Annotated in this window: 12 protein-coding genes; 4 read left to right on the forward strand and 8 right to left on the reverse strand. The window is 41.7% G+C overall.

Translation table 11 applies throughout. From position 1 onward, the window contains the following. The first annotated feature begins 89 nt into the window (after positions 1–89). Genes DBR11_RS05295 through DBR11_RS05305 form a run of 3 tightly spaced genes read left to right on the forward strand, consistent with a single transcriptional unit; the run spans position 90 to position 4,352 of the window. Positions 90–1,979: a prolyl oligopeptidase family serine peptidase gene (locus DBR11_RS05295; RefSeq protein ID WP_108550567.1), complete on the forward strand. Its 1,890-nt coding sequence runs from the start codon at positions 90–92 to the stop codon at positions 1,977–1,979. Between the two features lie 10 nt (positions 1,980–1,989). Further along, positions 1,990–3,657 carry a sensor histidine kinase KdpD gene (locus DBR11_RS05300; protein WP_108550568.1) on the forward strand — a complete coding sequence of 556 codons (1,668 nt, stop codon included), beginning with the start codon at positions 1,990–1,992 and terminating at the stop codon, positions 3,655–3,657. 5 nt (positions 3,658–3,662) lie between these two features. Then, the gene (locus DBR11_RS05305; protein WP_108550569.1) at positions 3,663–4,352 is read left to right on the forward strand and encodes a response regulator transcription factor; all 690 of its coding nucleotides are present in this window, start codon (positions 3,663–3,665) and stop codon (positions 4,350–4,352) included. Here DBR11_RS05305 and DBR11_RS05310 read toward each other — a convergent pair whose 3' ends face one another. From DBR11_RS05310 to hemW, 8 genes are all read right to left on the reverse strand, one after another. Then, positions 4,353–5,606, reverse strand: a complete 1,254-nt coding sequence (locus tag DBR11_RS05310) for a metallophosphoesterase (protein ID WP_108550570.1) — start codon at positions 5,604–5,606, stop codon at positions 4,353–4,355. Positions 5,607–5,608: 2 nt separating this feature from the next. Then, positions 5,609–7,099 carry a sigma 54-interacting transcriptional regulator gene (locus tag DBR11_RS05315; RefSeq protein ID WP_108550571.1) on the reverse strand — a complete coding sequence of 497 codons (1,491 nt, stop codon included), beginning with the start codon at positions 7,097–7,099 and terminating at the stop codon, positions 5,609–5,611. Between the two features lie 14 nt (positions 7,100–7,113). Next, positions 7,114–8,205 (reverse strand): VWA domain-containing protein, encoded by a 1,092-nt coding sequence (locus tag DBR11_RS05320; RefSeq protein WP_108550572.1) that lies wholly within the window; start codon positions 8,203–8,205, stop codon positions 7,114–7,116. Positions 8,206–8,273: 68 nt separating this feature from the next. Next, on the reverse strand, positions 8,274–9,155 hold the full coding sequence (locus tag DBR11_RS05325; protein ID WP_108550573.1) for a carbohydrate kinase: 882 nt from the start codon (positions 9,153–9,155) through the stop codon (positions 8,274–8,276). Between the two features lie 6 nt (positions 9,156–9,161). Next, a complete protein-coding gene (locus DBR11_RS05330) occupies positions 9,162–10,043 on the reverse strand; it encodes a cupin-like domain-containing protein (RefSeq protein WP_108550574.1) in 882 nt (293 codons plus the stop codon). Between the two features lie 232 nt (positions 10,044–10,275). Further along, a complete protein-coding gene (locus tag DBR11_RS05335) occupies positions 10,276–11,157 on the reverse strand; it encodes a cupin-like domain-containing protein (protein ID WP_108550575.1) in 882 nt (293 codons plus the stop codon). Between the two features lie 226 nt (positions 11,158–11,383). Further along, positions 11,384–12,169: an SDR family oxidoreductase gene (locus DBR11_RS05340; protein WP_108550576.1), complete on the reverse strand. Its 786-nt coding sequence runs from the start codon at positions 12,167–12,169 to the stop codon at positions 11,384–11,386. Then, on the reverse strand, positions 12,159–13,298 hold the full coding sequence (gene hemW / locus DBR11_RS05345; RefSeq protein ID WP_108550577.1) for a radical SAM family heme chaperone HemW: 1,140 nt from the start codon (positions 13,296–13,298) through the stop codon (positions 12,159–12,161). The genes DBR11_RS05340 and hemW overlap by 11 nt, the downstream gene beginning before the upstream one ends. A 207-nt stretch (positions 13,299–13,505) precedes the next feature. Here hemW and DBR11_RS05350 point away from each other — a divergent pair, with 207 nt between their 5' ends. Then, positions 13,506–14,759, forward strand: coding sequence for a DUF2264 domain-containing protein (locus DBR11_RS05350; RefSeq protein ID WP_108550578.1), 1,254 nt, complete (start codon positions 13,506–13,508; stop codon positions 14,757–14,759). Positions 14,760–14,763: the final 4 nt, after the last annotated feature.

The raw sequence follows: 14,763 nt of genomic DNA on the forward strand, positions 1-14,763 counted from the left end.
ACGTACACAAGAACAATCCAAAGTAACAATATTGGTGTATAGCCTTTTTAGGATTAAGCCGATGTGTACCTTTGTAGGCTGATAACGATATGATAGCAATTAAAAGAAACCTTTGGTTATTTCTTATTCCCCTTTTCTTTGCCTGTAAACAGAAGGGAAAAGAAATTCCTGTGGCGGATTTCTTTAAATCACAAGATAAATCAGGCTTTGGACTTTCTCCCGACGGTAAAAGTCTGTCCTATTTTAAGCTGGAAGACAACAAACAAAATATAATTATTGAAGATATAGCCAGCGGAGAAACCAGGCAGATCACCAATCTGACAGATAAAAATGTAAATTATTATACCTGGGTAAGTAACAATGATCTGGTTTATTATAAAAAAGACGATTCAGGACGGCAGATCGATGTATTTATCATAGATAAAGAAGGCCGCAATGAACGTCAGCTGAATGACAATGAGCGCAGTAAAATGAAAGTGCTTAAAGATCAGTTGATTGACGACAAGTATTTGTTGGTTTCTTCCAATAAAAGAGATTCTACTGTATTTGATGTTTACCGTTTAAATGTACGGAACGGGAAAATGGAAATGGCGGTAAAAAATCCGGGAAACATCACCAACTGGTACGCAGACCCAAAAGCCAAATTAAGACTGGCGACTTCCAGTGATGGCGTTAACGAAACCCTGTTGTACCGGGAAAATGAGAGCCAGGAATTTAAGCCAGTGATCACTAATAACTTTAAGACAACATTGATTCCGGTTGCTTTTTCGGAGAACCAACCCAATAGTATTTACGCCATATCTAATGTCAACAGAGACAAAAATGCCCTGGTAGAACTCGATTGTAAAACTGGAAAAGAAAATAAAGTGCTGTTTAGCAATGATACGCTCAATGTGGTAGAAGCCCAGTACTCGGCCAATAAAAAAAGAATGGCCTATGTGGTTTGCGAAACCTGGAAGCGGGAAAAATTTTACCTGGATGACACTGTAAAGCAGTTTTATCAGAAACTGGATCAGCTGTTGCCAAAAACTGAGTCTTATATTGTTGGTCAGGATAAACCGGAAGATCTGTTTGTGATTCGCACCTATACAGACCGAAACCCTGGTTCTTATTATTTATATTTTGCCAATAATGGCAAGTTAAGAAAGTTGAGCGATGTAAATTCTTCTATCTGTATAGAAGAGATGAACGAGATGAAGCCCATTTCTTACCGGTCAAGAGACGGGGTGATGATCAATGGTTATCTGACCTTACCCGGAGATAAAGCTGCAAAAGACCTTCCTTTGATTGTACTGCCGCATAATGGTATTGGACCAGATACCCGGGACAGTTGGGGTTATAATGCTGAAGTTCAGTTTTTAGCCAGCAGAGGATATGCTGTTTTCCAGGCAAATTATAGAGGCTCTGCAGGCTATGGAAAAGAATTCAGGGCGGCAGGATTTAAGCAATGGGGTTTAAAGATCAAGGAAGATATAGAAGACGGCGTCAAATGGCTGGTGAAGGAAAAGATCGTTAATCCTAAAAAAATAGGTATTTATGGTAGTGGTTTTGGGGGATATATTGCGTTGAACAGTCTGTATTCCAGTCCTGATATGTATACCTGTGGTGCGTCCAATTCGGGCATTATTAATTTGTTTGGCTATTTGAAATCTATTCCGCCTTTCTATAAAGCAAGGCTTCAGATGATCTATGATGTGATTGGTAATCCGGTTACAGATGTAGAATATTTGCGTCAGGCTTCGCCGGTTTTCCATGCGGATAAAATTAAAGTGCCTGTGTTTATAGCACAAAGCCTTAAAGATAAACGGATCAATTCGGGAGAAGTGATGCAGTTTGCAAAGGAGTTGAAAAAGAGAAATGTAAATGTAACTTACTTCGAAAAGCCGAATGGCGATTTTCAGCAAAATACGGGAGAAGACCGGCAAAAATATTATACAGCTCTGGAAAAGTTTTTAGAAGTAAATTTGAAAAGAAAGTAAGACAAGAGGAATGACCTCAGACAAGAAAAGCGGCTACCGTAAAAACTTCTTATTGATCGTTACCTTTATCATTTTGATTTCGGTCCTGTTTGTGCTGTCCCTGTTTCTGGCCTATAATTTCAGTAAAAAGTTTATCGAAAACGAGTTTGTTTCTGAAAAGGTAAAGGTATTGGAAGAAAGTATTAAACCTTATAATGATTTCTTCCAGAACAAACTTCCAGAGGTCTCTTACTATAACGGTTACCTGGATTCGGCCACTACCTCTAAATTTGTGGATACCTTGTTACTGGAATATCCTTTTGTTTCCAAGGTGATCTTTTATGATGCGGAAATTGCAAATCATCCGGTAAAGGATGGGCTCAACACGGGGCATTTTTCTTTTGGCCCCAAGTACATTTACCAATTCGGAAGCTTGATCCCTCAGGATTCCATTAAATTGTTTTCAAGAGATCATCCTCATACTTTTAGAAGAGGAGATGATTTCAATGCACTTGGGATTAAAGTAATCTCCTATATAGAGAATTTAGATACGGTCAGGGTACCAACGCAGGATGAGCTTTTTAGTAATTTCAGCATTGTGCGCTCCAATAAGATCACCTATATGAATTTTCCCCGGCCGGAAGATCTGAAAGTCTACAAACAGATGCTCCGGAAGAAACTGGATCCTGCACCGGTGTACCAGCAGGACATGCTGTCTTTTTATCTTGATCCTTATAAGATCAAGATCATTAATTCCAGGCCGAAGCTTTATCAGAATGTTCGGATTGAACCCCTGACTTATGATCCGCTGGAAACCTCTTCTGATTTTCTGGATACGGAGATTACCTTGCCCGGACCTTTTTCTGATTTCAAACTGTACTTTAGTTCGGCTAAATCTTTTGTTGATCGGGAGATTCTCAGTTATTTCCTGCCCATTGCTTTTATTATTCTGGTATTTTACGGCATCCTTGTTCTGGTGGCTTTTCTGATCTACAGAAATCTGAATGTTAACCACCGGATGTTTAAATTGCAATATGATTTTGTGAATAATCTGACCCATGAGTTTAAAACCCCAGTAAGTGTCATTAAGATTGCAGGGAACAACATTAAGAGTGCTGCTTCGTTAACAGATAGGGAACTGAAAATGTATGGGAGGATCCTGGATGAAGAAGCGGATAAGCTGAACGGATTGATGAACAAATTGCTGGCCTTTACTCAAATTGAAAATAAGGCGATTCAGCTCAACCAGGAAAAAGTAAATATGAGGGATTTTATTGAGAGTACCATTGAGTCCCATCAGTTGAAACACCCGGACTTTGAGTTTACTTTTGAAGTCTCTGGTTTCACAAGTTTTACGACAGATCCGGTTTTACTGGGGAGTTTGTTCGATAATTTAGCAGAGAATGCCTATAAATATTCTCCTCCGGACCGAAAAAAATTGCATATTACTGCAAGACTGATTAAGAACCGGGTGGTTTTTAGGTTCGTAGACCATGGAATAGGTATTCCCGGGCCTCAGATCGGGGATATTTTTAAGAAGTTCTACAGGATACAGAATCAGTATAACCAAAATGGAAGCGTAGGGCTGGGCTTGGCTTTCTGTAAGGAACTTGTTAACTTTATGAAAGGAGAGATCAGTGTGAGGAGTAAGGTGAACAAAGGAACAGAGTTTAAAATTGTACTACCATTTAATGATTAAAATACATGTCTAAAGGAATTAAAATACTAATAGTAGAGGATGATGAGAATTTAAGGTTCTTAGTTGTACACCGTTTAAAATCTGAAGGATATGAAGTTCTTGAGGTGGGTGATGGAGAGACCGCGGAAAAGATGATCCTGGCAGAAAAGCCTGATATTGTATTGCTGGACTGGATGTTGCCTGGTAAACAAGGCGCAGAAGTTTGTGAAGAAGTGAGAAAACAGGGCTTTGATAACCTGATCATCATGATGACTGCAAAGGCCCAGGATGTAGATAAAATAGATGCTTATAATTTTGGTGCATCAGATTATGTAACCAAACCTTTTAACATGGACGTACTGGTGGCCATGCTGGATAGTAAAGTGAAATTCCTGCTCAATAATGATAGGTCTGAGATTCATCGCTTTGGCGACATGGAGCATCATCCCAATATTCATACCCTGTACCGTCAGGGGCGTAAAATTGAGCTGACCATCCTGGAGAACAGGATTCTGCTTTATTTTTTGCGTAATCCAAATAAGGTCATCAACCGTGATGAACTGATGCTGGTGGTGTGGGGTTATAACTCTGATGTGAACACCCGTACACTCGATATGCATATTGTAAGACTGCGTAAGAAAATTGAAATTAACCCGGATAACCCACAACTGTTGATCACGGTTCGTGGTGTAGGCTATCGTTTTAATGCGGGCTAATTAAGCCCGCTTTAATTCAAATATGGTGATCTCCGGTAAGATTCCAACCCTGCCGGGGTAACCCAGAAAGCCATAGCCCACATTGACGTACAATTGCTGGTTCTTTTCGTGGTAAAGCCCTGCCCATTCCTTATAAATATACTGGATAGGGCTCCATTGGAATTCTTTTGTTCTTACACCAAACTGCATACCATGGGTATGTCCGCTAAACATGGCGTCAATCTGGGGGTATTTCTCAAGTACTTCTGCACGCCAGTGTGAAGGATCATGGGAAAGCAATAATTTAACAGGCAGATCATCTGTATCCTTAACAGCCAGGTCCATGCGTCCGTATTTAGGGAAGCGTCCCATGCCCCAGTTCTCGATCCCCAAAATTCCGATCTCTTCTCCATCAACTTTCAATCTGCGGTGTTCGTTCATCAATAAATCCCAGCCCATTACCTTATGGGTTTCAATTACATCTTTAAGGTTTTTTGCTTTTGCTGCAGAAGGTCCGCGGCCAAAGTGATAATCACCATAGTCATGATTACCCAGGGAAGAGTATACACCCAGAGGCGCATGAACTTTGCTGAAGATATCCTGATAATCGCGCATTTCAGTGGCCATGTCGTTCACCAGATCGCCGGTAAAAAATATGAAATCAGGCTTTTCGCCCAATAGCATCTCTACGCCACCTTTTACCGCTTTGTGGTTGTAAAAGCTGCCGGAGTGAATGTCGGAGATTTGCCCCATTTTAATGCCGTCAAAGGCCTTTGGTAAGTTGGGTAATATTAGCTTCACTCTTTTTATTTTATAGTCATAGGCACCAGAAACAATCCCCCAGCTTAATGAGGTTAGGGGAACTGCTGCTACAACCAATCCAGCCTTTACCAGAAAAGACGAGCGGCTGATGGGCTCACCCACAGCTGGAGCAGCAGGTGTCGGTTGCTTTGGTTTTTTGAGCTTTCGGAACAGCAGGACGACTAGCCTGCGCAAATCATCAATCACCAGAAAAGGGATCAATACAATTTTGCAGGCAATAGTCAGAAAATACGCCACAAGAATAATCGCCCGGATGGAAAGGAACAGATTCATGAAAATACCGCAGAAAACCCCGAGGGTTAGTAAAAGGGTATAAGACCACCAAATCAGCGCAAACCTTGTCCGGGTTGCCGGTTTCCATTTTTTGAATACAGAAATAATGGCTTTGTAGCAATAATAATCAAGTGCCAACATCAGCACAGTAATCAGTAGCAATGAAGGTAAACGTCCCATAATTATCTGAAATCTATATCGTCATCATTAAGATCTCCGCTGAACAAGCTGTCAAACATATCAGAAAAGCCAAATCCGCCTTCCAGATAATTTTTATTCAACTGAGAATATTCGGCCAGGCCATGAAGCACAAATTCCATTAATAACAGCGTTTGGTTTGCGCTAAGCTTGGGGTGAAACTGCTTCACCAGTTCGTTCAGACCGCTTACTTTCATCAATTCCTTTTTGTATTGTGCATCGCTCAGGTTGTCGGAGATGTCTAAAGTGTTGCCCTCTGTAAACCATTCGGTGATGGGTTCGTACACATTTGCTTTTTTACTCTTTTTGGCCTTTTCCGGATCAGGAAAGTAACGGGAAAATAAAGTTTTGATCGATTTCCCGATCAGAATATTGGCCACCTTAGCCGGCCCTTCCAGTTCTCCCTCATAGACCAGCTCAATTTTTCCTGTTACTGCCGGGATAATACCGGTAAGGTCTGAAAGCCTGACAAAGGTCTTTTTCTCTCCGTTAATTAGCATTCTCCTCTCCGCTGTACTGATCAGATTTTCGTAAGCAGAAATGGTCAAACGGGCAGATACTCCTGATTTCTGATCAATAAATTCACTTTTACGCGCCTCAAATGCTACTTGTTCTACCAAATCTTTAACCAGTCCGTCTGCTTCAATTAGCTTGCGTTGCCCTTCTGTAAGTTTAGCTTCCTGGAAAGTGATCTTCCTGGATATGCCAATACTCTTAGGATAATGGGTCAGGATCTGACTTTCTATCCGGTCTTTTAAAGGGGTAACAATAGAACCTCTGTTGGTATAATCTTCGGGGTTGGCCGTAAAAACAAATTGTACGTCCAGAGGCAGCCTCAATTTGAAACCCCGGATCTGGATGTCCTTTTCCTGCAGCATATTAAACAAGGCAACCTGGATTCTGGCCTGTAAGTCTGGTAATTCGTTGATCACAAAGATGCTCCTGTGCGCCCTTGGGATCAGCCCAAAATGGATCACACGTTCATCATTATAGGTCAGTTTAAGTGTAGCAGCTTTAATTGGATCCACATCCCCAACCAGATCGGCTACGGTTACGTCAGGCGTTGCCAGCTTTTCAGTATAGCGTTCTGAGCGGTGTTGCCAGCTAATGGGTGTATTGTCGCCATGAATAGAAATTTCATGTTTTGCATACCAGGAGATTGGGTTCAGCGGATCATCAAAGATTTCACTTCCGCTTATGTAAGGAATGTATTCATCCAGCAGGTTAACCATTAATCGGGCAATCCGCGTTTTTGCCTGTCCGCGAAGACCGAGTAGTAAAATATTATGACGGGATAAAATAGCGGTTTGAAGTTCAGGAATAACCGTTTCATCATAGCCCAGTATACCCTCAAATCCAGCATCTTTTTTCTGCAATTGTTCAATCAGATTTTTTCTTAATTCGTCCTTAACAGGTAAGGAAATATATTTAGAGGCTTTGAGGTCTCCAAGTGTTTTTATTTGCTTATAATCCATATATGTCTAAGTTCTTAGCGAACTGTTTTTCTTCTGTTTTTAATATAATCTTCAAATATATATTCTCCAAGGCCATTCAGAGAGCTGTAAAAAGCACGTCCTCCGTTAATTTGGGTGAATTCTCTTACAAATTGTTGCAAATAAGGGTCTTGTGCAATCATGAAAGTGGTGATAGGAATTTTCAGCCTTTTGCACTGAGCAGCCATATTTAGTGTTTTTCCAATTACTTTTCGGTCCAGTCCCATGCTGTTCTTATAATAACGTCCATTCTCTTTCAAACAGGTAGGCTTGCCATCGGTGATCATGAAGATCTGTTTATTGTGCGTTTTTCTTCTTCGAAGAAGATCTGCAGCAAGTTCGAGGCCTGCAAATGTATTGGTGTGATAGGGGCCAACCTGCAAATAAGGAAGATCTTTTACGGTGATTGGCCAAGCATCATTGCCAAATACCACAATGTCTAAAGTATCCTTTGGATACCTGGTTTTGATCAACTCAGCGAGTGCCATGGCTACTTTCTTTGCAGGTGTGATTCGGTCTTCTCCATAGAGGATCATGGAATGGGAGATGTCAATCATCAATACGGTAGAAGTTAATGTCTTGTAATCCTTTTCTTCCACTTCAAGATCCCGTTCTGTAAGGGTGAAATTGCTGATGCCATGATTAATCTGTGCGTTCTGGATAGAAGTGGTCATGTCAATCTGATCCAAACTATCCCCAAAGGCAAATTCCCGGCGGTCTGCATTTTTTTCCTCTCCTATACCTGATATATTACTGTTGTGGTTTCCCTTTCCAGCTTTTTTTAACTTTCCGAAGATTTCTTCTAATGCCGATTTGCGGATTGTTTGTTCCGTCTTTGCGGTGATCTTGGTTTCGCCGTTTTCTTCATTGATGTATCCTTTTTGCTTTAGATCTTCAATGAAGTCGCCCATGGCGTAATCATTATTGGTGAATTTGTACTGTTTATCCAATTCATTCATCCACGACAAAGCCTCTCCGGCATCACCAGCAGTATAGTTGAGTAATTGAGTAAATAGTTTCAGTAATTCCTCGAAACCACCTTTAGGTAAGTCATCGGGTGTAAAGTTCGAAAATTGGTAACCCCTCATATCTTCTTATTAACGAATTATCGAAGATAAAAGTTTGAAACTGAACTATTTTAAGGTATTTGTCATTTTTAGGAGCGGAACAATCCGGAAATGGCTTTGTTATACGCCGGATTTGCCCCGGTTTGTGAAGCTACGTACGCTCCAACCCTGCAAGCCCTGTCCAGAATGGTTTCTACCGGATAGCCTTGCAGCATGCTGCTTATATAGGTGGCTAGAAAAGCATCGCCTGCGCCAACGGTATCAGCAACTTGTACCGGATAGCCTTTATGGCTATACAGCTTGCCTTCCTGCCAAACCACGGCGCCCTTATCGCCCAGTGTTACACAGATGGTGCTGATATTGAAGATGCGGGAGAGTTGATTACAAAGCTGCTCCTGGTCTGTACTTTGGAGCTGTAGTTCCTTTTTCAGATACTCCAGTTCATCTTCATTTATTTTCAGCAAATCTGCTGCCTGTAGTAAATGTTTTAAGGTTTCTATCTGAAAATGTGGCGGCCGAAGATTGATGTCCATCACATTGAATTTACTGTTTTGCAGCAGTTTATAAATAACCGAACGGCTCTTCTCCTGGCGGCACGTAAGACTGCAGTAGACAAAAGCATCGGCTTGCTTAACGCTTTCTATGTTCTCTTCTGTTAGCGCAATATCGTCCCAGGCTACGGGTTCAACAATGGTGTAGGTGGCTTGTTGCTTTGCGTCAAGGCTCACCTGAACGGTGCTGGTTGGAAGTGCCGGGTGTGTTTGAATAAGTGATACAGGGTGATGATGATTTTCCAGGAACCGGATCAGCTCCTTTCCGTTCTCATCATTTCCTACGGCACTGATAAATGCTGCATCTATTCCCTGCTTATGAAGGTTCAGGGATACGTTCATGGAAGAGCCGCCAGCTTTTTTCTGCTCTTTGAACACGTCCCATAAAATTTCGCCTATAGAAGTAACCCTGTATTTCAATTCAATTTATTTTGGCTGATGGTTTTTGAGTGCTCTTTCTGCTCTTTTAATGGCAAGTCTTTCACGATAGTGTGCATAAGGTGCTTTGAAGGCCATCTTTAAGACACTATCTAGTCCACCTTTGATGGCTAGGTTGAAGACGCTTTGTGCTTTCCGGCTTAGGGAAGCATCCCAGGCCCGCAGGCTTAAAGAGAATGAACCATCCAGATATTTCATCCAGTGCCACATACCGGTAGGCATAAAAAGGGTATCTCCGTGTTCCAGAAATACTTCGTAACCTTCCACACCATTAAGTGCCGGGAATTTTTCGAAGTCAGGATTGGCTACATCGTAATCTTCCAGTGCATAAGTGGCATTGGGAATGCAATACAGTCTTTCTTTCCATTTGTTGTCGAAAAGTATAATGTGTTTTCTTCCTCCAAAGTGGGTATGGAAAAGGTGGGGGAGGTCAATGTCGTAATGCAGGAAAGTCACGGAGTTGGACCCTCCGAAAAACATGGCAGGCATACTTTCTATGAAACCGCCCATCAGATCTTTTGGGATCACGATATCGTCTACCAGGCCTGGCACGTGTTTAAACAGGTTGAAGAAGAAGATTCGTAATTCTGTTGGCTGCGATTTAATGAGGTCCAGGTAGTCTCCAAACTTCATATTGGCCACAGAGGCATTGATCGGTTTGGACGGATCTGCTTTGGAATTGTCCATGAGGCTTACGTTCACGTCTCCGGCAATTTGCTTTAGGTAGTCGGTAGTCCACTTTTCCCTTGCTGGCCAGTTTTTAGTTAAACCTTTGATGATCAGTGGACGCCTGACATCCAGGTAATTCTTTTTAAAATCTTCCGGACTGATGCTTTCAACTGTATCTACCGGCTTTAAAATAAAGCTCATATGATTAAGAAAATAACTTGTGCAGGGCAAATGTCTAAATTAAATCTTAATAATAATGAATTTTATTTGGCAAGCGTGCTAGAAAATTTAATATACTCGTCGGAGACTTACGCTTCTGCGCGTCGCTGCGCGCCTGCTCCGAAGCTGAGGTTTCCTCTGAGTAATGTTGAGTTTTTTGGGCCCTTCGGGGCGAGGAGTCCAGCTGGGTGGTTACGAGTTTATGGATGCTTATTTATTCCGGGTAGTGGTTGGCCAGGGCTTTATTGGCTCTTTTTACGGCCAGTTCTTCTTTCCAGGTCATGTACTTCTCTCTGAAGTTCCCTTTCATGAAATCGTCAAATTTGCGTTGAAGGGTGAGGTTGTATAAGCTCTTTGCTTTTACACTCCAGGATTTATCCCAGGCTCTTAAGCTGATAGAGAAGGAGCCGTCAAGATACTTCATCCAATGCCAGTAACCGGTAGGCATGAATAGGGTATCTCCATGTTCAAGGAAAGCTTCGATGCCTTTTACACCTTGCAGACCGGGAAATTTTTCGAAGTCTGGTTTTTCGACGTCATAATCTTCCAGGGCGTAGGTAGCAAAGGGGATTTGGTAGAGTCTTTCTTTCCATTTGTTTTCGAAAAGAATAACGTGTTTTCTTCCGTTAAAATGGGTATGAAAAATATGTGCCAGATCTATATCATAATGCAGGAAGGTTACAGAGCCTTTTCCACCAAAGAACATATTTGGATAACTGTCCAGGAAACCACCCATTAAATTTTTTGGGGCGATATAGTCCTCCAGTAATTTTGGGGCATGTTTAATTGGGTCGAAAAGAAAGATTCTGAGGTCTGTTGGGGTGTCTTTAATCAGGTCTATATAATCTCCAAATTTCATTTCGGCTGCGGAGGCGTTGATCGGTTTGGAGGGATCGGCTTTGGAGCTATCATACAGAGGGACAGTCTGGTCGCCAACTACCGATTTCATGTAGTCCAGTGTCCATTTTTGGTGCGCTGGCCAGTCTTTAGACATATTTTTGATCACCAGTGGCTTTCTGGTGTTTAAGTAGTTCTTTTCAAAATCTTCTTTAGAAATATGATCTACTGTATCGATTGGTGAAAGATCAAACTGCATGTTAATATAATGTTAAGAGACACAAAATTAGAAAAGTCAATTTTCCCGCTAGAATGGGATTGAAAAACTGATAGTATACTGACACAAACAAGAGGTTGGTTTAGCTGGTGTTCATTTGGTACAAATTACGGGTAAGTTGATGCCACATATACACAAAAGTCATACCTCATTCGCAAAACAGGCACGCTTTGCGAATGAGGTATGACTTTTGGGGTTTTCCTAGTTCTTAAGTAACTTTTGCTTTGAGGAGGTATTTTGAAAAACGTAGCGGGAATAGTCTTTTAAATAAGACACCCTTTACTTCTTTACCGCCAATATAGACTTCTTCTTTTTTTTCACTGATGGCTTTGACAATCTCTTTTGCACATTGTTCTGCAGGCATACCATGTTCCTGTGCATCGTCCATTGTACCCTGAGGTTGGCCGTTGGCAGTTAAGGCATTGATACTGACTTTTGTTTTAATGAAGCCGGGGCAGGCAATCGTAATAAGGATATTTTTGGTATCTAGTTCTGCCCTTAAGGAATCAAAATAGCCGTGAAGGGCATGTTTGGAGGCCGCGTAGGCAGAGCGTAACGGTGTTCCGAATTTACCAACAAGGCTGCTGATGCATACGACATGCCCTCCACCATGTTCTATCATAGAAGATAAAATGGCCTTACTCAGTGCTACAGTTCCCCAGAAATTAACATTCATCAATCTTCTTTCTGTTTCCATGGAAGTTTCCATTGCAAGACTACGCTGGCTAATACCGCCACTGTTGATTAGCAGGTCAATCTTTCCGAAGATACGTAGCGCTTCTGAGGCTTTTACCTCCAAAGAATCCGTATTTTCCAGATCAAGCGAAAGGACATGGATGTTGATGTGGTTCTTGCAGTTGCCTTTTACCCTGAACAACTCATCCCGGTTGCGCGAAGAGATGATGAGTTTAGCGCCTGCCTTATGGTATTCATAGACCAGAGCTTCTCCGATTCCTGAAGAAGCGCCGGTAATCCAAACAACTTTATTTTTCATGTTCGTCTAATAAAAATAACTCTGATGCAATATAGTCTGCAAATAACTTCCCTTCCGGTGTAAGCAGAATTTTTTGGTCCTGTTGTATGATCCAGTTCCGTTCCAGAAAAGGTTTGGTATTGTGTACAGTCTCCTCATAAAAAGTCTTGCCATAACTGGTCTTTATTTTTTCAAGATCTACACCCCACATGGTACGGAGAGCGGTCATGATGTATTCATTTAAACGGTCCAGTTGGGTCAGTTCTTCTACGGTTTCGGCAAGTTGGCCTTTGCTTAGCTGCTCTAAGTACTTGCTGTTATTGGCGATGTTCAAATAACGATTGGTGCCGTCAAAGCCATGTGCAGAGGGGCCAATTCCGAGGTAAGGAATTCCTCTCCAATAATTGGTATTGTGTACTGCGTATTTTCCTGGCAGGCTGTAATTGGAAATTTCATAATGCTCAAACCCGGCTAAGTCCAGTTTTTGGAGTAGGGTTTGAAATTGTTCTGCGCTTTGGTCATCATTTATAGGTACCTGCCTGCCTTTTCTGATGTTAGAGGCGAGGACCGTTTTGGGTTCGACAGTTAAAGAGTAGGCAGAAATATGTGGAGTTTGCAATTCGATCGCTTTGCGGATGTTATGCTCCCATTTTAGATCTGTAAGTATCGGATACCCATAAATCAGATCTATACTCAGGTTTTCGAATCCAGCATCCTGGCTTCGTTTAATGGAGGTTTCGGCCTCCGCTGCACTGTGTGCCCGGTTCATCCATAGCAGGTCCTCATCAAAGAAAGATTGGGTGCCAATACTGAAACGGTTAACGGGTAGCTGCCTCAGTTCTCTGATTTTTTTTGCGGTGAGGTCATCCGGATTGGTTTCTATCGTGATTTCTGCATCTGAAGCGATGGAAAAATGCTGAGTAAGGGTGTGGAATATCTTGGCCAGATAAGGTGTGTCCAGTACCGAAGGTGTACCACCGCCAAAATAAATACTACCTACCTGGTCTGTAATACGGTCCTTTTTTAAAATCAGCTCCCTGCAGATGGCATCGGTCATCTCCTCCACATATTTTAAAGATGTAGAGAAGTGAAAATCACAATAAGTACATGCCTTTTTACAAAATGGAATGTGAATATAGATGCCTGACATGTTTAAAGTCGTTTAATACGGGTAATAGATACTATTTATCTTCGGAAGTATTCTGGCAGTAAAGGTAAGGTATAAAAAATTGTCAGGCGGAAAGTCTGGAGTGTATTTGAATATTATAGTTCATTATTTTTGTTTAATACGCTATTTTTTTCTGACAAAAAGGATGATACCTTTAATCCTAAATAATAAATTACCAAGGTAAGGCGTATGAAAAAAAAGAAGCGACTAGCGGTTTTAATGTTATCTGCATTTATATTATCTATTGGTTTTTCGGCTCATGGTCAAGAGAAAAAGAACATTAAAATTGACGCCTATAATTCCAGGGAGTATTGGGTGTCTGTATTGGTGAAGATTGCAGATCCAGTGTTAAGAAACCTGAGCAAAAAACAGTTGCGCGCTAAAATGCCCATAGATTGTAAAGACGAAAAACGTAAAGAAGTTGCACACCTGGAAGCTTTTGGACGGACACTTGCTGGGATCGCTCCATGGCTAGAGCTTGGCCCGGATCAAAGTACAGAGGGTAAACTCCGTGCTGCCTATATTGAGTTAACACGGAAGGCTTTGGCCAATGCTGTTGATCCTTCCTCTGCTGATTTTCTTAATTTCAACTCAGAGCATGGTCAGCAGCCATTAGTTGATGCCGCCTTTCTGGCCCAGGGCTTGTTACGAGGCTATAAACAATTATGGGAACCCCTTGATCAGCACACAAAAACAAATTTGGTCAATGCTTTAACAAGTTCACGTAGTATAAAACCAGGTGAAAATAATTGGTTGTTATTTAGTGCGATCATTGAAGCTTTTTTACTAAAGTCTGGAAATTCAGGTAATATTGAACCTATTGCCTATGCATTAAATAAGCATGAAAGTTGGTACAAGGGTGATGGAGCCTATGGAGACGGGGCCGATTTTCATTGGGATTACTATAATAGTTTTGTGATTCATCCGATGATACTTGACATCACCAGCATTTTAAAAGACAAGGGTATGGAGCAGGTGATCTCCTATGATAAAGCACTGAAGCGGGCCCAGAGGTATGCCGCAGTTCAAGAGCGTATGATTTCGCCGGAAGGGACCTTCCCGCCAATGGGTAGGTCATTGGTTTATCGCTTTGGCGCTTTCCAGGTATTGGCGCAAATCTCTTTACTTAAAGTACTTCCCGCCGATGTCTCAGCAGCCCAGGTTCGCAGTGCTTTGTCGCTGGTTATTTATCGCCTGATGACCGCGCCGGATACTTTTGATGCAGGAGGATGGTTAAGGCTTGGAATGTTTGGCCATCAGCCCAATATTGGGGAATACTATATTACTACCGGAAGTTTATACTTGTGTACTGTTGGTCTATTGCCTTTAGGTTTACCAGCAAATGATCCATTCTGGACTAGTCCGGCCGAAGACTGGACCAGCCGGAAAGTCTGGAGAGGAATGGATTTGCCTGCCGATCATGCTTTTAAAGAACCAAATTAAATTG

The organism is Pedobacter sp. HMWF019, from assembly GCF_003061025.1.
In the GTDB taxonomy this organism is placed as follows: domain Bacteria; phylum Bacteroidota; class Bacteroidia; order Sphingobacteriales; family Sphingobacteriaceae; genus Pedobacter.

What these genes read in the sequence shown, in the direction of transcription:
- DBR11_RS05295 (WP_108550567.1), top strand. Translation starts at nt 90, where the DNA reads ATGATAGCAATTAAAAGAAACCTTTGGTTATTTCTTATTCCCCTTTTC.
- DBR11_RS05300 (WP_108550568.1), top strand. Translation starts at nt 1,990, where the DNA reads ATGACCTCAGACAAGAAAAGCGGCTACCGTAAAAACTTCTTATTGATC.
- DBR11_RS05305 (WP_108550569.1), top strand. Translation starts at nt 3,663, where the DNA reads ATGTCTAAAGGAATTAAAATACTAATAGTAGAGGATGATGAGAATTTA.
- DBR11_RS05310 (WP_108550570.1), bottom strand. Translation starts at nt 5,606, where the DNA reads ATGGGACGTTTACCTTCATTGCTACTGATTACTGTGCTGATGTTGGCA.
- DBR11_RS05315 (WP_108550571.1), bottom strand. Translation starts at nt 7,099, where the DNA reads ATGGATTATAAGCAAATAAAAACACTTGGAGACCTCAAAGCCTCTAAA.
- DBR11_RS05320 (WP_108550572.1), bottom strand. Translation starts at nt 8,205, where the DNA reads ATGAGGGGTTACCAATTTTCGAACTTTACACCCGATGACTTACCTAAA.
- DBR11_RS05330 (WP_108550574.1), bottom strand. Translation starts at nt 10,043, where the DNA reads ATGAGCTTTATTTTAAAGCCGGTAGATACAGTTGAAAGCATCAGTCCG.
- DBR11_RS05335 (WP_108550575.1), bottom strand. Translation starts at nt 11,157, where the DNA reads ATGCAGTTTGATCTTTCACCAATCGATACAGTAGATCATATTTCTAAA.
- DBR11_RS05340 (WP_108550576.1), bottom strand. Translation starts at nt 12,169, where the DNA reads ATGAAAAATAAAGTTGTTTGGATTACCGGCGCTTCTTCAGGAATCGGA.
- hemW (WP_108550577.1), bottom strand. Translation starts at nt 13,298, where the DNA reads ATGTCAGGCATCTATATTCACATTCCATTTTGTAAAAAGGCATGTACT.
- DBR11_RS05350 (WP_108550578.1), top strand. Translation starts at nt 13,506, where the DNA reads ATGAAAAAAAAGAAGCGACTAGCGGTTTTAATGTTATCTGCATTTATA.